This is a genomic window from Allobosea sp. 2KB_26 (assembly GCF_052115715.1).
Taxonomy (GTDB): domain Bacteria; phylum Pseudomonadota; class Alphaproteobacteria; order Rhizobiales; family Beijerinckiaceae; genus Allobosea.
The window spans coordinates 1,397,918-1,418,494 of sequence record NZ_JBFRHE010000001.1 but is presented as its reverse complement, the minus strand read 5'-3'; the positions used below and the strand labels follow the sequence as shown (position 1 = coordinate 1,418,494).

The following is a 20,577-nucleotide window of genomic DNA, read 5'->3' as shown; positions in this document are numbered from 1 at the left end:
GCGCTTCATGCGGCGGGCGCTGATGGGAGATCAGCGTCTTGCAGGCTTCAGGCCGAAATCATGCCCTCTGATCATGTGTGGAAGGATCGTTCGTGAAGCCTCCGTCATTCCCGATGATCGCCCCCGAGCCGGAGATGGCGGAGGAGCTGTCGCGCCGCAGTCTCCTGCGGCTTGTCCTCGCCAGCGGTGCGATGGCGCTTTCGCCAGCGATCATGACCGGCGAGGCTGCGGCCGAGGCGCCTGTTTCGGGTGGAACGCTGACCATCGGCGCCGATGCCGACCCGATCGGGCTGGACCCTGTCACGCTCACGGCGTTCTCCTCCTATGATTTCACCAGCCTGATCTATACGGGGCTGCTGCGCTGGACCGCGCAGATGAAGATCGAGCCGGACCTCGCGCTGAGCTACGATCAGCCCGATCCCAAGACCTATGTCTTCCGGCTGCGTCAGGGCGTGAAATTCCATAACGGCCAGGATTTCACGGCCAATGATGTGAAGCACACCTTCGACCGCATCCTGAGCCCGGCTTCCGGCAGCCGCTTGCGGGCGTTCTATTCCAGCATCGAGGCGGTCACCGTCATCGACCCCTACACCGTCAAATTCCAGTTGAACGCGACGGATGCGGCGTTCCTGAGCAATCTGGCGACCAGCCCCAACGGTGCGATCGTCCCGGCCGGCGTCGAGAATCTCAACACTCAGCCCGTCGGGACCGGCCCCTTCGCATTCGAGGCCTATCAGCCGAACCTGCAATTCTCGCTGACCGCGCATGCGGGCTACTACGAGAAGGGGCAGCCGCATCTCTCGAGGGTGGTGTTCAAGTTCTACAAGGACCAGGCCACGCTGACCTCGGCGCTGCGATCCCGCGCGATCGACATGACCTGGCTGAAGGACCCGAAGGTCGCGGCGGCGATCGCACGGACCTCTCCCAATCTGGTCTCTGCTCCCGGGCAGACCTCGCGGACCTTTCCGGTCTGGCTGAACATGAAGGCCAAGCCCCTGAACGATGTCAGGGTGCGGCGCGCGCTCAGCCTCGCGACCGACCGCAAGGCCTGCCTCGACACGATCCTGGGTGGTTCGGGCAAGATCGGCGCGATGATCCCGGAAAGCCAGGTCGGCGGTTATGACGGCACCGGGGAACTGCCTTATTACAAGCATGATCCGGCTGCGGCGAAGGCCCTGCTCGCCGAGGCCGGCTATCCCGACGGCATCGATCTCGGCAATTACATCATCGTCGCCGCCAATCCGCTCGACGTCGCCTGCGCGCAGATCCTGCAGCAGCAATGGCAGGTGGCGGGAATCACGGTCAAGCTGATGCCGATGGAGACGGCGCCGCTGTTGACCATGTGGAACACCGGTACGTGGCCGACACTGCTTTCGGTCGCCCTGTCCTGGACGCCGGACTCGGACGCCACTCTTCAATACATCAAGTCGGACAGCGCTACCGGCAAGGGTACCGGATCGAACGATGCCGAACTCGACAGGATGATCCTGGAAGCCCGCGCCGAACTCGACCTCGGCCTGCGTGCGGCCAAGAACATGGCGATCCAGCGCCATATCGCCGACCAAGCCTACATCATCCAGGTCTACCAGTATCCGCTCCGCTGGGAGATCTGGTGGAACTACGTCAGGGACTACGTCCCGATCGCGGCCAATATCCGCTCCTTCGTGCGCACCGCATGGCTGAAAAAATAGCTTCCGTGTTCCCTCTCGGCACGTTGGGCGCCGGCCAATGACGCGCTTTGTCCTGGGCCGCCTGGCCTGGATGCTCGCCATCCTGCTGGCAGTCTCCTTCATCGCCTTTGCGATGATGCGGGCTCTGCCAGGCGACTTCGCTATCGCCGCCGCGGGTTCGCAAAGCGTTGCGCCGGAGGTTCTGGCGGCGATCCGCCAGGACCTTGGGCTCGATCGGCCACTGCTGGCGCAATATTGGGGCTGGCTCGGGCATGCCCTCCTCGGTGATCTCGGCACGTCCTTCGTGACGCGCCAACCGGTTCGGGCGGAGTTGTTCGATCGGCTTGCGGTGACCTTCCAGCTGACGCTGCTCGCCGCGATCATCTCGATGGTGATGGGAGTAGCGACGGGGCTTGCCGCGGCCCGAATGCGGGGCGCGATCGACTGGATCGTCCGGCTCTACAATGGCGTGATGCTGGCTGTGCCGAACTATGTGGTCGCAACGCTGATCGTGCTGCTCTTCGGCCTCTATTTCCCGCAGATCTCGATCTTCGGCTACACGCCGTTCCTCGAGGATCCGCTCGCCAATATCGGCAGCCTGCTGCTGCCGGCGCTTGCCCTGGCGCTGGCGGTCTCGGTCACGATCTCGGAGAACACGCGCGCTGCCGTCCTCGAGGTGGCCAACCAGGACTTCGTCATGGTCGCCCGCGCAAAAGGGCTGCCTCCCGGCAGGATCCTGCGCGACTACCTCGTCCGCAACGCCTTGACGCCGGTCATCACCGCAACCGGCCTCAAGATCGCAGCGCTGCTCGGCGGCAGCATCCTGGTCGAGACCATCTTCGCCATTCCCGGAATGGGCCAATACCTGTTCGATTCCATCAACAGCCGCGACTATCCGGTGATCCAGGCCATCGTCCTGACGGCTGCCGCCATCGTGGTCGTGGTCAATACCATGATCGACATCGCCTATGCGCGGGTCGATGCGCGGGTGCAGCTGTGAGGGCCGGGTTGCAGGAGGAAGTTCAGAAGCAGGCTTTTGGGTCGCGCGCGGTCAAGGCACCGCGGATCACGCAAGGCGGCCTGCTGCTTGGGATCGGGCTGGCGATGCTGGCGGCGATGCTGATCGTCACGATCTTCGCGCCCTTCATCGCTCCGTTCGATCCTTCCGCGACCTCGCCCGACTCGCTTGCCGGAGCCAGCGCGCGCCACTGGCTCGGCACGGATTCGATTGGTCGCGATGTCCTCAGCCGGCTGATCGTCGGCGGCCGCACGACGCTGCTGATCACGATCACGGCCGTCCTTATCGCACTCGTCGGGGGGCTCGTTCTCGGGCTGCTCTCCGGCTATCTGGGCGGCCTGGTCGATGACGTGATCATGCGCGTTCTGGACGTTGTCTTCGCCTTCCCGGTGCTCCTTCTCGCGATCGCGGTTGTTGCGGCCCTGGGACCGACCGTTCCCAATCTGATCCTCACCATCGCCATCGTGTATACGCCGGCAATGGCCAGGGTGGTGCGCGCGCCCGTGCTCAGCGTGAAGCAATGGGACCATGTCGAAGCGGCGCGCAGCATCGGCATGAGCGAATTCCGGCTGGTTCTTCACCATATCCTGCCGCTTGTGGTTTCCCCGATCCTTGTTGCGACCAGCCTGACCCTGTCTCAGACGATCTTCACGGTCACGGCCCTTTCCTTCCTCGGGCTCGGTCCACCGCCTCCGGATCCGAACTGGGGTGGCATGCTGTCCGAGGCGCGCCAATTCATGGAACTGGCGCCGCTGACCGTGATCGGACCCGCCGCCGCCATCGTGTTCGCGACCCTGACCTTCATCGTCCTGGCCAATGGCCTGCGCGACGTGCTCGATGTCGGGAGCGTGTGATGATCGGCACCGGCCCGCTCCTGAGCGTGCGCAGCCTTACCGCCAGCGTCACCACGCGCCGGGAGGTCATCCAGGCCGTACGCGGCATCTCCTTCGATATCGGCGTCGATGAAGCGGTTGGTTTCGTCGGCGAATCCGGCTGCGGCAAGAGCGTCACGGCCAAGGCGCTGATGCGGCTCACCCCCGAAGGCACGTCTGTCGTGCTTGGCGGCGAGGTCAACTTCATGGGGCAGGATATCCTGGCCAAGAGCGAGATCGAGATGCGCGCCCTGCGTGGGCGGCGCATCGCCATGGTCTTCCAGGATCCGATGACGTCGCTCAATCCGGTGCTGAGCATCGCCGCGCAAATGACCGACATGCTGCGCCACCATACCGGCCTGTCCGGCAAGGCGGCGCGCGAACGTTGCATCGACCTGCTCGCCCAGGTCGGGATACCCGATGCGGCGCGACGCCTCGACGACTATCCGCACCAGTTCTCGGGTGGGATGCGCCAGCGTGTCATGATCGCGATGGCCATCTCCTGCGAGCCGGACCTGCTGATCGCCGATGAGCCGACGACAGCGCTCGATGTGACCGTGCAGGCGCAGATCCTGCGCCTGCTGCTGCGGCTGAAGGAGGAGCGCGGCATGGCCCTGATGCTGATCACCCATGATTTCGGCGTCGTCGCCGGCATGGTCGACCGGGTCAATGTGATGTATCGCGGTGAGATCGTCGAGGCGGGAACGATCGAGAGCGTCTTCGCCTCACCACAGCATGCCTATACGCGCGCCCTGCTCGATGCCGTGCCGCGTCTCCAGAGCGCCGGGCAGGTGCGATGACCGCTCTCGATCCCGCTGCAATCGTCGAGGAGCTGCCGCGGCCGCTGCTTCAGGTCCGCGATCTGTCGGTGCGCTTCCCGGCGCGGGGGGAGGGCAAGGCGTTGAAGGCGGTCGATCGCGTGTCCTTCGATATTGGCCCTGGCCAGACGCTGGGGCTCGTCGGCCAATCCGGTTCGGGCAAGAGCACGACAGGCCGGGCCATCCTGCAGCTGCAGAAGGCGCATTCCGGTTCGGTGAGACTGCTCGGCGAGGAGCTGACCACGATGTCGGCCACGCGATTGCGGCAGATGCGGCGCCATATGCAATTCGTGCTGCAGAACCCCTATTCGAGCTTGCACCCGCGGATGACGATCGGACAGATCCTGCGCGAGCCGCTTCTGGTGCATCGTTCGGTGCCTCCTGCCCGGCTGCAGGAGCGCGTTGCGGAGCTTCTGGACCTCGTCAGCCTCGACCCGGGAATGATGCAACGCTATCCGCACGAATTCTCCGGTGGGCAGCGCCAGCGTGTCGTCATCGCCCGGGCACTCGCGGTCAATCCGGATTTCATCGTGTGCGACGAGCCGGTCTCGGCGCTCGACGTCCGCACCCAGGCGCAGATCGTGACCCTGTTGCAGTCGCTGCAGGAAAGGCTCGGCCTGTCCTATCTGTTCATCGCGCATGACCTCGCGATCGTTCGCGAAGTCGCCCATCGCGTGGCGGTCATGTTCCGCGGCCGGATCGTCGAAATGGGCAGCGCCGCTCAAGTCTATGACAGTCCTGCCCACCCCTATACGCGCGTATTGCTGGATGCGGTGCCGGTGCCCGATCCTGTCCGCCAACGCGAGCGGCTCCGGCGGGCGCCCCCGGACCTGCATTTTCTCGAGGGCGATGGCGGGGGCTGCGTCCATGGCACTGATCATGCCAGCAGCAACACTGCGGAGTGGCACGAAGTCGCGGCTGGCCACGGCGTTTCGTGCCGCTACTGGCCGAGCAGGTAGGCAGGGCCTGGCGAGCGAGATGAGGTCGAGGAGGCCGTTTCACCCACCGCGTGAAGATCGGGCGGTTTCTTCTTGCGAAACAGGGAATCCTTGACCCGGAATAATGCGGTCAGTACGTTTTTCCCGTGTTTTCGCGGATTGCGGCAGGTTCAACTGGCGTGAGCGCTCAATAACGAGGTGTGCGACCAATAGACATCGTCTGCCGCTGCGGCCGGCGAACCGTCGTTTTCCGGGAGGGAATCTGTGCGCCTGGCCTTGATTCACATTGTGCAGGAAACGAACGACTTCAATCCTGTCCCGACCACGCTCGCGGATTTCGAAGCGTTCGGCCTGTACGAAGGGGCCGAGATCGCGCATCAGTTCGGCGAGATCGGGCAGATCGGCGGTCACTATGCAGCGGTCGCTGAATCCGGTCTTCCGGTCGAGACGATCCCGATCATAAGGGCTTGGAGCGTCGCCGGCGGCCGGATCACACGCGCAGCGTTCGATTTCTTTCAGGACAAGATTCGGGCCGGGCTTGCGGACGTCGGTCCGATCGACGGGCTCGTCCTGCAGCTCCACGGTGCCGCCGCGGCCGAGGGAATCGACGATGTCGAGGGCGAGCAGGCCGAGCTCTGCCGTTCGATCCTCGGACCCGATGTCCCGATCCTGCTTGGCCTCGATCACCACGCCAACATCACCCACAAGATCGTGGCCAATTGCACGGCGATCGTCGGGCACCGGACCCAGCCGCACGACGTCTTCGATACCGGCAAGATCGGGACGGCGCTGTTGCTCAAGATCCTGAGCGAGAAGCGACGGCCGGTGATGGCCTGGCGCAAGATTCCGCTGCTTTCGCATCAAGAGCAGTTCCTGACTTCGAAGGGACCGATGAAGCGCTGGTTCGATCGGGCTCGCGAGCTCGAGGCCGACGAACGCGTGCTGCAGGCGTCGAACTATCCGATGCAGCCCTGGCTCGATGTCGCCGAGGGCGGATGGTCGACGATCATCGTCACGGATGGCGACGAGATACTGGCCGAGACGCTGGCCGACGAGCTCGCCGACCTGGCCTGGTCGATGCGCGATGATTTCCAGGTCCGCGAGGCGGTCTCGGTCGACGAGGCCGTGCGCAAGGCCGATGCTGCGGAGCGCGGCATGGTCGTGCTCAGCGACACCGGCGATACTGTCTTCGGCGGCTCTGCCGGCGACAGCAACCTGATCCTGGAAGCGATCCTCAGGCTCGGCATCGGCGGCCGCGCCCTGATCCCGCTGATCTCGCCGCAGGCCGTCGCGACGCTGGTCGCGGCCGGGGAGGGCGCACGGGTGACCCTGCCACTGGGGGGCGATGCGGCGCCGGCCTTCTTTACGCCGCTCGAGGTCACCGGAACGGTCCGGCGGATCGGAGGCGGGCCTGTGCCGCTGATCTACAACCACCAGAATGAGGTCGACATGGGCCGTGTCGTCGTTTTCGACGTCGGGCCCGTGACGCTCCTGATCAGCGAATTGCGCGGTGTCGCGGGCAATGTGCCGGGCGTCTACGAAGCCTTCGGCGTCGACCTCGCGGACTACAAGATGGCCGTTCTCAAGACGGCGTCGAATTTCCAGTATTTCGCGCCGATCTCCTCGCAGGTCATTCGTGCCGATACGCGCGGGCCCGGGCAGTCGGACGTCTTCACCTTGCCTTGGGCGCGGATTCCGCGCCCCGTCTATCCACTTGAAACAATAAGCGACTGGCGGGCGCATTCGACCCAGCCAGGAGCGGGGACGAGCTGACACCAAGACCAACCAAAAAGGGGAGTGTGCCGGATGACCACCGTATCGCGACGTCAATTCTGCATAGGGGGCATCGCCCTGGCTGCAGCAGCTCCCCTGGCGATGTCACTCCCGGCCGCCGCGCAGCAACTGAAGGGTGGCACCTTGCGTGTCGCAGTGCTGAGCGAGCTCGCCAACTACGATCCGCAGCAGCTCTCGACTGTCAATTTCCATGTCATCAAGAACCTTTATGACAGCCTGATCGAGTATACGCCCGAGGGAAAGCCGGAGCCGAGCCTGGCGACCGAGTGGACGATCGCGCCTGACAAGACCTCGGTCAGCGTGAAACTGCGCGATGGCGTGGCTTTTCATAGCGGCACGCCGTTCAAGGCCGATTCCGTGCTGGCGACGCTGCAGAAGGGAGCCGACCCCAAGCGCGGCAAGAACGTCTTCTCGACCATGTCGATCGTGAAGGACTGGTCGGCGCCCGATGACCGGACCGTGGTGATCAATTTCAAGGCCCCGGTTCCGGAACGGCAGATCCTCGATCTGCTGCAGTTCCTGATCCCGATCGAGGCCAAGGGCATCGATACGGTCGAGACGGTTCCGGCCGGTACCGGACCGTTCACCCTGGTAAGCCGCGCAGTCGGGCAGGGCTTGCGCCTCAAGGCCAATCCGAACTACTGGCGCGAGAAGCAGCCGATCGTGCAGGATCTCGTCTTCACTGTCTTCAGCGAGGATGCGGCGGCGAGCGCGGCGCTGGAGTCCGGCGCCGTCGACATCATCTATAACGGCTCCTCGCGCAGCGCCGCGCGCCTCAAAAGCGCGGGCTACCAGGTCTTTTCCGGCCCGGGCAAGCTCGTTCAGGTTTTCCGTATCAACTCGACACGCGGCCCCTTCCGCAACAAATCCTACCGCCAGGCCTTCAACCACCTGATGGATCGAGCGGGCATCCTGCGCGTCGGCTATGCCGGCATGGGCGAGGTTGTGGCGCAGCCCTGGGCACCGGCAAGTCCTGCCTTCGACGCCAGCTACACCAAGGCCTATGCCTACGATCTCGACAAGGCGAAGGCCTTGCTTGCCGCATCCGGCCTCTCGGCAGCCGAGATGAAGGACTGGAAGATGCTGGTCAACGGCAGCGACGAGGCCTCCGTTCAGATCAGCCAGATCGTGCAGGCCTCTCTCGGCAAGGTCGGGATTCCGATCGAACTCGACATCCGCCAGGGGGCCGAATTCGTCAGCGCCCTGCTGGGCGGCGATTTCGCTGCGGTCTTCGGCGCGGTCGGCAATGTCCAGAAATTCCCGTCGCGGGTAACGACGAACTCGATCTACCGGACCTCCCAGAATCCGATTCTCAAGGACCCGCACCCGCATCCGACCTATGTCGCGGCGATTGCCAAGGTTGATGGTGCGTCGGGCGGAGCAGCTGAGGTCAAGGCATCCTATGACAATCTGAACAAGGTGCTGGTGGAAGAAGCCTTCGCGATACCGACCAATTCTTACGAGGTCGGCCTGATCGTTGCCTCCGACAAGGTCGCCGGGGTGACGCTCGAGATCGACAACCTCTTCGTCGCGCGGACGATCGGGTTCAAGTAATGGGGGGTGGCGAGGCGGGACGCCTTCGCCCGGCTGCAATCGCGGCGTCACGCAGCCCATGGCTGCGCGGCGCGATGCGATGAGCGCGATGCTGGGATCGACCTTGCAGGTGCTGCGCCGGCTCTCGGCCCGTCGCAGCACGTCATTGAGTTTCGCCTTCCTGCTGCTAGTGGCACTGGCGGCCGTGTTTGCCGATGTGCTCCCGCTGGATCCGTTGACGCAGAACCTGGCGGACTCGCTGATGCCGCCATCGTCTTCCGCCTGGTTTGGTACCGACGAGCTTGGACGCGATATCCTGGCGCGGGTGGTCTATGGCGCACGGACGTCACTCGTCACCGCCTTCGGCGCTGTCGTTATCGCTGCGTTGATCGGCGTGCCGATCGGGCTCGTCGCCGGCTTTTTCGGCGATTGGCGTGACTCGGTGCTGATGCGCTGCATCGATGTGCTGCTGGCGCTACCGAACATCCTGTTCGCCATGGCGCTCATTGCGGTGCTCGGCCGCAGTCAGGCGGCCGCCCTGGTTGCCGTCGGCATTGCTGGAATACCGAATTTCGCGCGGATCGCGCGTGCGCAGGTCATGGCTCTGCGCCAGCTCGATTTCGTCACGGCCGTGCGCAGCTTCGGCGGCGGCTCGTCCTACATCATGTTCCGCACCATCCTGCCCAACGCGCTGAGTCCGCTGGTCGTGCAGGCGATCGTGCTCGCCTCGATAGCGATCCTGCTGGAGGCGGCGCTCGCTTTTCTCGGAGTCGGAGTGCCACCGCCGACGCCGAGCTGGGGCGAAATGCTGCGAACAGGGAAGTCCTATCTGCACGAGGCGCCAACCTACGCGGTGCTGCCCGGTCTCGTGCTGACGCTGACGATCCTCTCCTTCGACACGATCGGCCGTGCGCTGACGGCCCTGCTCGACAGGCATGATACCGGCGTGCCGGAGCGCAGGGGCCGATGACGAGCTATCTGCTGCGCCGCCTGTTGCATATGCTGCCGGTGCTGTTCCTCGCATCATTCGCGATATTCGCGATGATCTACGCTGTACCGGGGGGCCCCGTGGCGGTGCTCGTTGGCGAGAATGCCTCGCCGGAGGAGATAGCAGCCACCATTGCGCGCTATGGCCTCGATCGGCCGATGCTGATCCAGTATTTCGACTGGCTCGGCCAGGCGGTGCGCGGCGATTTCGGCCTGTCGCTGCATAGCCGCCAGCCGGTTCTGGCGTTGATCGGGGAGCGCCTGCCGGCAACGCTGCAATTGGCGGTCGCCGCGATCCTTGTGGCGTTGCTTGTCGGCATCCCCGTCGCGGTTGGAAGCGCCGTGCGGCCCAATTCCTGGCTCGACCGCTTGCTCAGTGGGTGGAGCGCGCTGGCGCTGGGCGTGCCGACGTTCTGGCTCGGCATCCTGCTGATCCTGCTCTTCGCCGTCGAACTGCGCTGGCTGCCTTCCGCCTCGCGCTACGTGCCGTTCTGGGAATCGCCGGTGGATGCGCTGCGCAGTCTCATCCTGCCGGCGCTGACGCTGGGTATCTATGTCTCCGGGATCTTCGCGCGGTTTCTGCGCGCGTCGCTGATCGGCGAAGCGAAGCAGGATTATGTCCGTACGGCGCGAGCCAAGGGGCTGCCCGAAAGCCGCGTCGTCGGCCTGCACATCATGCGCAACGCGCTGCTCCCCTTCGTTACAATCGTCGGCCTGATGATGGCGAACTTCATCGGCGGTGCGGTGGTGACGGAAGCGGTCTTCACCTATCCCGGGCTCGGACGCCTGGTCATCCAGGCGATCAGCACCCGCGACTACCCGCTGATCCAGGGCTGCATCATGGTGATCCTGGTCGGCTATATGCTGGTCAACCTGATCATCGACCTGCTCTATGCGTGGATCGATCCGCGCATAGAATATCATTGACGATGGTGCGGATGGCGAGATCCCACCCCGCCCTGGGTCTGCAGGGCGGACGCCGGCAATGCCTGTCAGGTCGACGCGATGGCGGCCTGCGAGCCGAGATGGCTGGAGATATGCGCGGCGACCTCGCGCAGTCGCATTCCCGCTTTCGCCGCGAGGGGCCGCGGCATTCGCATCAACGGTGCCGAGATACTGAGTGCCGCGACGGGATAGTGATTGTCGTCGAAGATCGGCACGCCGACGCACATGGCTCCGTCTTCGTTCTCGCCGATTTCCGTCGCGTAGCCGAGCTTCGCAACCTGCCGAAGCTGGCGCTCGATCTCTTCGCGCTCAAGCAGCGTGCGCCCGGTTCGTTCGGTCAGGGGCTGGTCGAGCTGGCGCAGCTTTTCTGCTTCGGGAAGAAAGGCGAGGATCGCCTTGCCCAGCGCGGTCGAATGCATCGGATGGCTGTCGCCGATCCGCGCCTGCATGCGCAGCGAGCGGTTGGCCTCGATGAGGTCGATATAGACGATCGTGCCGTTCCCTTTCACCGCGAGATTCACCGTTTCGTTGAACTCGTTCATCAGCTCGACCATCGCCGGGCGCGCGAGCTGGCGGATCTTGCTGAAGCTCGCATCGGCACGCGCGATCGAGCGCAGCAGTGGCCCGAGATTGTATTTGTCGGTCTCGCGGTTGTGGCTGACGAAGCCGGCCTCAGTCAGCGTTTGCAGATAGCGGAAGGTCGTCGTCTTCGGAATCCGCAGCTCTCGTCCGACGGTCGTGAGCGCGATCTCGTGACCGTGGCGCGCGACGAATTCCAGCACCTTGAGTGCCTTCATCACGGGCTGCACGACGTAAGGGTTGCCCGATCTCTTCGGCATGGTCGCCCCGCATACTGGCTGTCGTGAGGCTTCGGATAGCCGGTTCCTGGAAATTCCGCAAGGTGAAACCCGCGTTCCTTTACACGGTTCAGGCGCTCTGGTCTGCTCAACAGATCGGCAGTGGAGAACAGGCACGTGCGAGCGAACGGAAGCGGACCAGCAGCAACACTGCGTTTTGAGGAATCGGCGCGGCAGATCGCTGCGAATGCGCGCTACATCGCTGGCGGCGTGAACAGCAATTTCAGGCTGGGCATGGCGCCGGGCCCGCTCGTCTTCGAGCGGGGCGAGGGCGCCTATCTCATCGATGTCGATGGCAACCGCATCATCGATTATTACTGCGGAATGGGGGCAACGGTGCTCGGCCACACCCCGGCCCGGGTCATCGAGGCAGTGCAGCGCCAAGCGGAGCGAGGCATCCTGTTTGCCGGCCAGGCGCCGATCGAGCACGAAGCGGCGAAGCTGATCTGCGAGCGCATTCCCAGTGCCGAGCGGCTTCGCTTCGGTTCATCGGGCTCCGAGGTGGCGCAGGCCGCGATCCGCCTGGCTCGCGCGGCGACGGGCCGGAGCACCATCGTCAAGTTCGAGGGGCATTATCACGGTTGGTTCGACAACATCCTGTGGTCGACGGCGCCCGGCCTCAATGCGGCTGGTCCTAGCGATGCGCCGACACCCGTCGCGGGGAGCCGAGGACAGGACCCCAGCGCAGGCGACGGTCTTTCGATCCTCGGCTGGAACGACCTCGCTGCGCTCGAGGCACGCCTTGCCCGTGGCGACGTCGCGGCGGTGATGATGGAACCGGCCATGTGCAACCAGGGCGCCATCGCACCGCTGCCGGGCTATCTGGAAGGCGCACTCGCGGCCTGCCGCGCCCATGGCGCCCTGCTGATCTTCGATGAGGTGATCACCGGATTCCGTCTTGGTCGCGGCGGTGCTCAGGAGCGCTTTGGCGTCACGCCAGACCTGACGATCCTGGCGAAGGCGATTGCCAACGGATTTCCGGTGGCGGCGGTCGCCGGGCGGGGCGACCTGATCGACTTGTTTGCGGATGGCGTGCTGCATGGTGGCACTTTTAATGCGCAGCCGATCGCCATGGCGGCAATGGTCGCGACGCAGCAGGCCCTGACTCCGGAGCATTACGAGCGCAGCTCGGCTCACGGCCAGCGTCTTCAAGATGGTATCCGCGATATCCTGGCAGAGGAGGGCATCAAGGCTCAGGTCGTGGGTTTCCCGCTGATGTTCCACATTGCCTTCGGGCTCGATGCGCCGGCGCGCGACTATCGTGAAGTCGCGGCCTCCGACAAGGCGGCCTATAGCCGTTTCGCGCTCGCGCTGCTGAAACGCGGCGTTCGCGTGCTTGAGCGTGGCGCCTGGTTCGTCTCGTCCGAGCACGATGCTGGCATCGTCGAGGTTACACTGGAAGCAGTGCGCGGTGCCGCACGCGATACCCGATAGGGTCCCGCGTCCGATAGTCAGGTCGGCTTCGGCAGTGCTGTATTTGGAGCTCTCAGGACTGGCGGCCCGGTTCGCACCGGCCGCCGACTCTTGCGGGGGGCCGTTACCCCTAGTTTTGAGCGACGGGTAGCATCGAGGCCCAAGGGCCTGCCGATGGTGTCGGCCGGCAGTTGGGGCGCGCAAGGGCGCATGCGCCTCCTCACGCGGGACGTTTGATCTGACGTCCAAGAGCGAACAATCCGAATGCGGCGAGCTGGCCAGCGACCAGCAGGAAAGGCCAGTCAAAGCTCCCGGTGCGGCTGGCGACGATGGCAAACACCAATGGCCCGCAGATCGATCCGACGAAGCCGAACAGGCTTGCGCCGGACGTCACGTCGCCGATCAGAGTGGGCGGCGCGACCCGCGCGAGTTCGGCCATGTGGACACCGTTCCATCCCATCGAGGTGGCACCGACCAGCGCCATGCAGCCATAGACCATCCAGGGACTGGCGTTTGTCGAAGCGACAAGCAGCATGATCGCGGAGCCTGCGCCGAAGGCCAGAAGCGAGAGAAGCAGAAGCCCGGCGCCCATCCGATCCGCCAGCCATCCAAAGAAGATGCGCGCGACTGTGCTTGCTGCAAGCAAGACGGCGATGTAGTGCCCCGCCTGCGCCAGGGTCTTTCCGTGCTGCGTGACCATGTAGGTTGCGGTGAAGGCCGTGATGCTGGCCTGCGTTATGGAGAACGACACACCCAGCGCGGTGAGCATCGGCAAGGACGGGTGCGAATTCAGAACCCGGGCCGATCGGCTGAGCGAAGACGGCGAGAGGAACAGCCGGGCCCAGGCCCGGTTCTGAGGACCCTTCTCCGCATCGAGGCTCCGTTGAAAGGGCTGAACCAGCACGATGCAGAAAAAGATGATCGCGACGATGGTCCAGACCGCGCCGACGAAGCCGAGCCCCAGGACCAGGGGCGCGACGACGAGACCGGCGATGGTACCACCCAGCGGGACGCCCGCCTGTTTGATCGAAAACACAAGCGTGCGGTGCCTGGGCGGCGCCGTACGCATCAGCAATTGGCTGCCAGCTGGCGTATTGGGCGCCAGGCCAAGGCCCACCAGGAGGGCGCCGACGAGGCCAAGCAGTCCGAACGACTGCGACAGGAGCAGGAGACCGACCGCGACGAAGATCAGGCCGAGCTGCAAGGCTCGGATCGGGCCGTGGTGATCGAGCATCGGGCCGCCGCAAGCCAGGAACCAGCAGATGCCGACCGAAACCACTGCTGACACGTAGCCGATGCTTTCTGGCGTCATGCCCCATCGTTGCGTCAGAATCGGCCCAAGGAGAGGGATCGCGGCGGCGGCAAACGAGCTGATGACTTGCACAAGGAGGGTCGCGCTGAGGGCGCTCGCCCAGACCGGCAGCTTCAAGGCAGACCTCCCGTCCCATCGCCGCTTGTCATTCTCCTTCCAGCTCCAGCACGAGCATGCAGGGATTGCGACGCTGCACTGGTCTTCCGGCAATGTCGGCGACCGGTCGAGGCCATTTCCGGGCTATGGGGGCTGCAGCAGAAGCATGCGGATTGCCGGCTCCAGCTCCTGGTGATTGCTCTTCAGGCTGCCGGAACATGCCAGCAGGCTGCCTCACTTCCCGCGGGGTGGCCGACATTGCTGAACCGGCTAAGGTCGAGGCATTCAACGAGGCTGTTGTCAGCAGTGACCGCTCCCGTGATGCTGCCGTCGCGCCGATCTATCGATTCTGCCGAGCTAGCCTCTGTGGGTTGGGCGAAGAGTCTGATGCCGGTTCACTGCGCATGGTTGATAAGTTCTTGAGGTCGTACTGGCGCCGATTGGGCCAAGCTGGAGGATCTTGCGGGTGAGGGTCGACGTTCTGGGCCTGCAGGCCTTCGTCAGTATCGCCGAGCGGGGCAGTTTTCATGCCGCAGCCTCGCATCTCAATCTCTCTCAGACCGCGCTGAGCCATCGCATCCGGAAGCTTGAGGAATCGCTCGGAACGACGCTGCTCTTGCGCACCACGCGCCAGGTCTCGTTGACCCCGGCAGGGTCGGCGCTCCTGCCTCGCGCCCGCAAGATCTTTGAAGAGCTTGGCGCGGCCATCGATGAAGCGCGGGTCGATGCCGCGGATGCCGAGGAGGAGGTCGCGGTCGGCTGTCTGCCAACCATTGCGGTCCACTGCATGCCGTCGGTGATCGCCGAGTTCGCCAGGCGATATCCTGCGGTGCGCGTCCGGGTGCATGATAACTCGGCTTCGGAGATCGCCGACAAGGTCCAGTCGGGCCAGGCCGCGTTCGGCGTGACCATCGTCGCCGCCAATCGCTGGGACCTCGAGCTCAAGCCCGTGGTCAAGGAGCCGTTCGTGCTCGTCAGTCATCGCAGCATGCCGCTCGCTCGATCGGAGTCGCTGACCTGGGCGCAGTTGCAGGGGCTGCCGCTTGTGCGCATCAGCGCTGAGACCGGGAACCGTGTCCTGATCGACGATGCGCTGGGCGCGCGGCGCGAGACCTTGACGTGGCGCTATGAGGTCCAGCGCGTCATCACGGCAGTGAGCCTGGTCCGCTCCGCGATCGGGTACGCGATCGTGCCGCAGCTCGCGCTCGACTCTGTCGATGCCGGCGAATTGGTCGCGATCCCACTGCGCTCGCCGAGCATCAGCCGCACCCTCGGCATCGTCACCCGCAAGAATATGCTGCTGCGGCCGGCGGCGCGCGACCTCCTGGCGCTGGTGAGCGAGGCGCTGAGAAACAGTGTCTCGGATAAAGATGCATGAAAGTAATCAATCGCTGCATTCTTCTCATTTGATGGCAGAATAGCTTGGGGTCAGGGTCCGTGCGGGACAAGGAAACGCACAAGCAAGGGACGACCCATGCCTGGCTCCAAAGCAGCGACGATCGCGTTCATCGGATTTGGCGAGGCGACCGGGTACGGCGCGCGGCAAGGGCGTGGCGCGTGATGAACATCGACCGCCGAGCATTTCTTGCGGGGCTGGGTTTGGCAGGCCTCGGGCACGCTGCGCGTGCGCAGGTCCAGCCGGCCTGGCCGACGCAAATCATTCGGCTCGTGGTGCCGTTCACCCCGGGCGGCAGCACCGACCTCCTCGCGCGTCTGATCGCCAGCCGACTGGAACGCACCCTTCCCGGCAAGGGCTTCGTCATCGAGAACCGCCCCGGCGCCGGCGGCATGATCGCGGCGAGCCAGGTCGCGAAATCCGATCCGGACGGCCATACTCTGATGATGGGGCATATCGGAACGCTTGCCTTCAACCCTGCGCTCTATCCCAATGTCCCCTATGATCCGGTCAAGGATTTCCAGCCGGTCGCCCTGGTCGCCATGGTGCCGAACATCCTCGTCATCAATCCCAGTCTGCCGGCGAACTCGTTCCGGGAATTCGTGGCCTATGCCAAGGCCAATCCGGGCAAGCTGAACTACAGCTCCGGTGGACAAGGCAGCGCGGCGCATATTGCCGGTGCCTATCTCGCGCATCGGGCCGGTTTCGAGGCGATTCATGTGCCCTATCGCGGCACCGCACCGTCGGTGACGGATCTCGTCGCCGGTTCCGTGCAGTTCACGCTGACTGGCGGTCCAGCGGTGCTGCCGCTCGCCGCAGCGGGCCAGTTGCGGGCGCTCGGCGTCGCCAGCTCCGAGCGCACCTCCTTTGCCCCTCAGCTCCCGACCATCGCCGAAAGCGGACTGCCGGGTTTCGAAGCCGTGCAGTGGTATGGCATCGTTGCCCCCGCGCACACGCCGGCTGCAATTGTCGAGCGCCTCAACCGCGAGATCAACGCGCTGCTCGACCAGCCCGAATTCGTCGCGGCGCTCGATCGCGACGGCGCGATTGCGCGCCGCGAGACGCCGGAGGGCTTCGGGCGTCTGATCGCGTCGGAAGGGACGCTGTGGCGCGATATCATCACGCGTGCCAGCATCAAGGGCGGAGGCTGAGCGATGTTGCAGATTGCCGTGCCATGCATGCTGATCCGGGGCGGTACGTCGAAGGGCGCCTATTTCCTCGCCGAGGATCTGCCGGTTGGCACGGCCGCGCGCGACGCGTTCCTGCTCGCGGTCATGGGCTCACCCGACAAGCGCCAGGTCGACGGGCTTGGTGGGGCGCATCCGTTGACGAGCAAGGTTGCGATCGTCTCTCGCTCGAACGAGCCGGACTGCGACGTCGATTTCCTGTTTGCGCAGGTCGGCATCGAGACCGCGTCGGTCGACACCACGCCGAACTGCGGCAACATCCTCGCCGGTATCGGTCCCTTCGCGCTGGCGCGGGGCCTCGTTCGAGCAGAGGGCGCCAGCACCACCGTCCGGGTTCGGACGCTGAACACGGGCACCATCGCCGATCTCACCATGCGGACGGATGCCGGTCAGGCTGGTGTCGAGGGCGATGCCCGCATCGATGGGGTGCCCGGGACCTCCGCACCGATCGACATCAGTTTCCTCGGTACGGAAGGCTCCGTCTGTGGCGCGCTGCTGCCGACGGGAAATCCGGTCGACATTATCGATGGTGTCGAATGCACCCTGATCGATAACGGCATGCCGGTCATCGTTTTGCGGGCGGTCGATGTCGGGCGCACCGGCCACGAAGCCCGCGAAGTGCTGCAAGAGGATACGGAGCTGAAGCAGCGCATCGAGCGCATCCGCCTCGCGGCCGGGCCGCTGATGAATCTCGGCGATGTGGCCAAGATGGTGGTCCCGAAGATCGCCCTTGTCGCGCGTCCCGTTGCAGGCTCGATCGCGACGCGCAGCTTCATCCCGCATGAGTGCCACGCTTCGATCGGTGTCTTTGCAGCGGTGACGGTGGCGACAGCCGCAGCCCTGCCGGGGTCGCCGGCAGCTTCGGTCGCCGCGATGCCTGCCGGTCGCGAACGCGCGATTTCCGTCGAGCATCCGACCGGGGAATTCACCGTGAAGCTCACCGTGGGAGGCACGACGGAGCGTCCCGTCATCGAGCGTGCCGGCCTGCTGCGTACCGCGCGCATTCTGATGGATGGCCAGGCCTACGTGCCGCCGCATGCGCTCGCGCGCAGCGGCGACGAAGCACGCAGCGCCGCCGAATAGGACCAAGAAGAGAGGATTACAGCTCAATGGCGAGCCTGCAGAAGACGGGTCTGGTGATTACCGCCCACCCCGGCGATTTCGTCTGGCGTGCGGGCGGTGCCATCGCCTTGCATGCCAGGCAGGGCATGCGGGTAAAGATCCTGTGCCTGGCCTATGGCGAGCGCGGCGAAAGCCAGTTCGCCTGGAAACAGGCGGGTGTGCGGGTGGAGGACGTCAAGGCGCAGCGTCGCGACGAAGCCGAGCGCGCCGCCGGGGTCCTCGGGGCCGAGATCGAATTCATGGATGCCGGCGACTACCCGCTGCGCACGACAGGGCCGATGCTCGACCGGGCGATCGACCTCTTCCATGAGCTCAATCCCAGCTTCGTGCTGACCCATGCGCTCGAAGACCCCTACAATGTCGACCATCCCGAAGCGGCGCGTTTCGCGCAGGAAGCGCGGATCATCGCTCAGGCTGCAGGCCACAAGCCGGACCCTGCACGTCCCTATGCCGCACCGCCCGTCTTCCTCTTCGAGCCGCACCAGCCCGAGCAGTGCAATTTCAAGCCGAACCTGATCCTCAACATCGACGAGGTCTGGGAGACGAAGCGCAAGGCCTTCGAAATCCTGGCCGCGCAGAAACATCTCTGGGAATACTATACGCGAGTGGCGCTGAACCGCGGCATGCAGGGTGGGCGCAACTCCGGCAAGGCGATGACTTACGGTGAGGCCTACCAGCGCCTGTTCCCCGAAGCCCTGGAGTCACTGGCATGACCGGCGTCGTCGTCCGCACGAAGAAACGGGCTGCAAGCGCCGATATGGCGGCATTCCAGGAACTTGGCGTCTCGACCACCCATGAGGCCATGGGCCGGACCGGGCTGATGAAGCCATATATGCGCCCGATCTATGCCGGCGCCTCGATCGCCGGTGGGGCCGTCACCGTCCTCGCCCAACCCGGCGACAACTGGATGATCCATGTCGCGATCGAGCAGGTCATGCCCGGCGACATACTTGTGGTCGCCTGCACGGCAGACAACACTGACGGCATGTTCGGCGATCTTCTCGCGACCTCTCTGAGGGCGCGCGGCGGCATCGGCCTCGTCATCGATGCCGGGGTTCGTGATGTACGCATCCTGACGGAGATGGGGTTCCCGGTGTGGTCGCGCGCGATCTCGGCCAAGGGGACAGTCAAGGCGACGCTCGGATCGGTGAACGTGCCGGTGGTCTGTGCCGGCGCGATGATCAATCCTGGCGACGTGATCGTCGCGGACGATGATGGCGTGGTGGTGGTTCCCCGGCTCGAGGCGGAGAGGGTTGCTGCCGCGGCGCGGGCGCGGGAGGCGAATGAAGATGAGAAGCGTCGCCGGCTCTCCGCCGGCGAGCTCGGGCTCGATATGTATGGAATGCGCGATGGGCTGGCGAAGGCCGGGCTCGTCTATCGCGACGACAACTAAAAGGCGGCTCGAAAACAAGAGCCAGACCCAGGGAGGGGTACCACGGTGACATTCCGCAGGACGGTTCTGAAGGGCTTCATGGCAGGTGCGCTCGCGGTGACACTGGGCTGCGCGGCGCAGGCCCAGGAGGTGGTCAAGGTCGGGCTGATCCTGCCGATGACGGGGCCCTTCGCGTCGACGGGACGCCAAATCGAAGCTGCCGTGAAGCTCTTCCTGGCTCAGAGCGGCGCGACGCATGGCGGAAAGCGCCTGGAAGTCATTCTCAAGGACGATACCGGCAACGCTGACGCGACGCGCCGGATCGCACAGGAGCTCGTGGTCAACGACAAGGTTGCGGTTCTGGCTGGCTTCGGCCTGACGCCACTCGCCATGGCGACGGCCCCGATCGCGACCCAGGCCAAGATCCCGCAGATCGTGATGGCGGCTGCGACGGCGTCGATCACCGAGGCCTCGCCCTTCATCGTGCGCACCTCGTTCACCCTGCCGCAAGCGTCCGAGCCGATGGCGGACTGGGCCTGGTCGAACGGCATCAAACGCGTCTTCACCGTCGTGACCGATTACGGCCCCGGGATCGACGCCGAGACCTCCTTTGCCAACAAGTTCAAGGCTGCCGGCGGCACGGTCGAAAGCGTGCGCGTGCCGTTGCGCAACCCGGATTTTGCGCCCTTTCTGCAGCGCGTCTCCGAGGCAAAGCCCGACGCCCTGTTCGTCTTCGTGCCGTCGGGCATCGGCGCGCAGTTCATGAAGCAGTTCGTCGAGCGCGGCCTCGACAAGGCCGGCGTCAAGCTGATCGGCCCAGGCGACGTGGTCGATGACGATATCCTCAACGGCATGGGAGACGTCGCGATCGGCGCCATCACCACGCATCATTATTCGGCCAAGCACGACAGCGCAGCCAACCAGGCCTTTGTGAAGGCGTTCGAGGCCGCCAATCCAGGCGTGCGTCCGAACTTCATGGCCGTCGGCGGATATGACGGCATGCGGCTGATCGCCGAGGCGCTCAAGGCGACAAATGGCGACGCCAGCGGCGAAAAGCTCATCGCGGCGATGAAGGGCGCGTCCTGGGAGAGCCCGCGCGGACCGATCACGATCGATCCGGCGACGCGCGACATCATCCAGAACATCTATGTCCGCCGCACCGAGAAGGTTGGTTCCGACCTGTTCAACATCGAGTTTGCCACGATCCCGCAGGTCAAAGATCCGGTGAAGGCGCGCAAATAGGCGGT

Annotated in this window: 18 protein-coding genes; 16 read left to right on the top strand and 2 right to left on the bottom strand. The window is 64.9% G+C overall.

Annotation, left to right across the window (positions count from 1 at the left end; genetic code table 11):
* Window positions 1–92 precede the first annotated feature (92 nt).
* From AB4099_RS06850 to AB4099_RS06810, 9 genes are all read left to right on the top strand, one after another.
* A complete protein-coding gene (locus AB4099_RS06850) occupies window positions 93–1,691 on the top strand; it encodes an ABC transporter substrate-binding protein (protein WP_441477468.1) in 1,599 nt (532 codons plus the stop codon).
* Between the two features lie 37 nt (window positions 1,692–1,728).
* Window positions 1,729–2,670 (top strand): ABC transporter permease, encoded by a 942-nt coding sequence (locus AB4099_RS06845; RefSeq protein ID WP_113516167.1) that lies wholly within the window; start codon window positions 1,729–1,731, stop codon window positions 2,668–2,670.
* Between the two features lie 8 nt (window positions 2,671–2,678).
* The gene (locus AB4099_RS06840) at window positions 2,679–3,542 is read left to right on the top strand and encodes an ABC transporter permease (RefSeq protein ID WP_441477467.1); all 864 of its coding nucleotides are present in this window, start codon (window positions 2,679–2,681) and stop codon (window positions 3,540–3,542) included.
* A complete protein-coding gene (locus AB4099_RS06835) occupies window positions 3,542–4,360 on the top strand; it encodes an ABC transporter ATP-binding protein (protein WP_113516168.1) in 819 nt (272 codons plus the stop codon). Before AB4099_RS06840 ends, AB4099_RS06835 begins: the two co-directional genes overlap by 1 nt.
* Entirely contained in the window at window positions 4,357–5,337 is a 981-nt protein-coding gene (locus AB4099_RS06830) for an ABC transporter ATP-binding protein (protein ID WP_113516169.1), read from the top strand. Before AB4099_RS06835 ends, AB4099_RS06830 begins: the two co-directional genes overlap by 4 nt.
* A 243-nt stretch (window positions 5,338–5,580) precedes the next feature.
* Window positions 5,581–7,089 carry a M81 family metallopeptidase gene (locus AB4099_RS06825; protein ID WP_113516170.1) on the top strand — a complete coding sequence of 503 codons (1,509 nt, stop codon included), beginning with the start codon at window positions 5,581–5,583 and terminating at the stop codon, window positions 7,087–7,089.
* 33 nt (window positions 7,090–7,122) lie between these two features.
* Window positions 7,123–8,664: an ABC transporter substrate-binding protein gene (locus tag AB4099_RS06820; RefSeq protein ID WP_113516171.1), complete on the top strand. Its 1,542-nt coding sequence runs from the start codon at window positions 7,123–7,125 to the stop codon at window positions 8,662–8,664.
* A 79-nt stretch (window positions 8,665–8,743) separates the two neighbouring features.
* On the top strand, window positions 8,744–9,613 hold the full coding sequence (locus tag AB4099_RS06815) for an ABC transporter permease (protein ID WP_113516235.1): 870 nt from the start codon (window positions 8,744–8,746) through the stop codon (window positions 9,611–9,613).
* Window positions 9,610–10,557 carry an ABC transporter permease gene (locus tag AB4099_RS06810; protein WP_113516172.1) on the top strand — a complete coding sequence of 316 codons (948 nt, stop codon included), beginning with the start codon at window positions 9,610–9,612 and terminating at the stop codon, window positions 10,555–10,557. Before AB4099_RS06815 ends, AB4099_RS06810 begins: the two co-directional genes overlap by 4 nt.
* 65 nt (window positions 10,558–10,622) lie before the next feature.
* Here the strand turns inward: AB4099_RS06810 and AB4099_RS06805 are convergent, their stop codons facing one another.
* Window positions 10,623–11,414, bottom strand: coding sequence for an IclR family transcriptional regulator (locus AB4099_RS06805; RefSeq protein ID WP_113516173.1), 792 nt, complete (start codon window positions 11,412–11,414; stop codon window positions 10,623–10,625).
* Window positions 11,415–11,549: 135 nt separating this feature from the next.
* On the opposite strand from AB4099_RS06805, the gene AB4099_RS06800 reads away from it, so the two are divergent.
* A complete protein-coding gene (locus tag AB4099_RS06800; RefSeq protein WP_441477466.1) occupies window positions 11,550–12,866 on the top strand; it encodes an aspartate aminotransferase family protein in 1,317 nt (438 codons plus the stop codon).
* 199 nt (window positions 12,867–13,065) lie between these two features.
* Here the strand turns inward: AB4099_RS06800 and AB4099_RS06795 are convergent, their stop codons facing one another.
* Window positions 13,066–14,229 (bottom strand): MFS transporter, encoded by a 1,164-nt coding sequence (locus AB4099_RS06795; RefSeq protein ID WP_441477685.1) that lies wholly within the window; start codon window positions 14,227–14,229, stop codon window positions 13,066–13,068.
* Between the two features lie 490 nt (window positions 14,230–14,719).
* Between AB4099_RS06795 and AB4099_RS06790 the strand changes: the two genes are divergently transcribed.
* The 6 genes from AB4099_RS06790 (at window position 14,720) to AB4099_RS06765 (ending at window position 20,572) form a co-directional block, all read left to right on the top strand.
* Window positions 14,720–15,631 carry a LysR family transcriptional regulator gene (locus AB4099_RS06790; RefSeq protein ID WP_162768198.1) on the top strand — a complete coding sequence of 304 codons (912 nt, stop codon included), beginning with the start codon at window positions 14,720–14,722 and terminating at the stop codon, window positions 15,629–15,631.
* A gap of 182 nt (window positions 15,632–15,813) precedes the next feature.
* Window positions 15,814–16,800 carry a Bug family tripartite tricarboxylate transporter substrate binding protein gene (locus AB4099_RS06785; RefSeq protein WP_113516176.1) on the top strand — a complete coding sequence of 329 codons (987 nt, stop codon included), beginning with the start codon at window positions 15,814–15,816 and terminating at the stop codon, window positions 16,798–16,800.
* A 3-nt stretch (window positions 16,801–16,803) separates the two neighbouring features.
* Window positions 16,804–17,919, top strand: a complete 1,116-nt coding sequence (locus AB4099_RS06780; RefSeq protein WP_113516177.1) for a 4-oxalomesaconate tautomerase — start codon at window positions 16,804–16,806, stop codon at window positions 17,917–17,919.
* A 26-nt stretch (window positions 17,920–17,945) separates the two neighbouring features.
* Window positions 17,946–18,671 (top strand): PIG-L deacetylase family protein, encoded by a 726-nt coding sequence (locus AB4099_RS06775; protein ID WP_113516178.1) that lies wholly within the window; start codon window positions 17,946–17,948, stop codon window positions 18,669–18,671.
* Window positions 18,668–19,351 carry a 4-carboxy-4-hydroxy-2-oxoadipate aldolase/oxaloacetate decarboxylase gene (locus AB4099_RS06770; RefSeq protein ID WP_113516179.1) on the top strand — a complete coding sequence of 228 codons (684 nt, stop codon included), beginning with the start codon at window positions 18,668–18,670 and terminating at the stop codon, window positions 19,349–19,351. Before AB4099_RS06775 ends, AB4099_RS06770 begins: the two co-directional genes overlap by 4 nt.
* A 78-nt stretch (window positions 19,352–19,429) precedes the next feature.
* The gene (locus AB4099_RS06765; protein ID WP_441477684.1) at window positions 19,430–20,572 is read left to right on the top strand and encodes an ABC transporter substrate-binding protein; all 1,143 of its coding nucleotides are present in this window, start codon (window positions 19,430–19,432) and stop codon (window positions 20,570–20,572) included.
* Window positions 20,573–20,577: the final 5 nt, after the last annotated feature.

Coding starts and splice junctions, on each gene's coding strand:
- AB4099_RS06810 (WP_113516172.1), top strand. CDS start 9,610: ATGACGAGCTATCTGCTGCGCCGCCTGTTGCATATGCTGCCGGTGCTG.
- AB4099_RS06820 (WP_113516171.1), top strand. CDS start 7,123: ATGACCACCGTATCGCGACGTCAATTCTGCATAGGGGGCATCGCCCTG.
- AB4099_RS06830 (WP_113516169.1), top strand. CDS start 4,357: ATGACCGCTCTCGATCCCGCTGCAATCGTCGAGGAGCTGCCGCGGCCG.
- AB4099_RS06815 (WP_113516235.1), top strand. CDS start 8,744: ATGAGCGCGATGCTGGGATCGACCTTGCAGGTGCTGCGCCGGCTCTCG.
- AB4099_RS06775 (WP_113516178.1), top strand. CDS start 17,946: ATGGCGAGCCTGCAGAAGACGGGTCTGGTGATTACCGCCCACCCCGGC.
- AB4099_RS06785 (WP_113516176.1), top strand. CDS start 15,814: ATGAACATCGACCGCCGAGCATTTCTTGCGGGGCTGGGTTTGGCAGGC.
- AB4099_RS06770 (WP_113516179.1), top strand. CDS start 18,668: ATGACCGGCGTCGTCGTCCGCACGAAGAAACGGGCTGCAAGCGCCGAT.
- AB4099_RS06845 (WP_113516167.1), top strand. CDS start 1,729: ATGACGCGCTTTGTCCTGGGCCGCCTGGCCTGGATGCTCGCCATCCTG.
- AB4099_RS06805 (WP_113516173.1), bottom strand. CDS start 11,414: ATGCCGAAGAGATCGGGCAACCCTTACGTCGTGCAGCCCGTGATGAAG.
- AB4099_RS06835 (WP_113516168.1), top strand. CDS start 3,542: ATGATCGGCACCGGCCCGCTCCTGAGCGTGCGCAGCCTTACCGCCAGC.
- AB4099_RS06765 (WP_441477684.1), top strand. CDS start 19,430: ATGGCAGGTGCGCTCGCGGTGACACTGGGCTGCGCGGCGCAGGCCCAG.
- AB4099_RS06780 (WP_113516177.1), top strand. CDS start 16,804: ATGTTGCAGATTGCCGTGCCATGCATGCTGATCCGGGGCGGTACGTCG.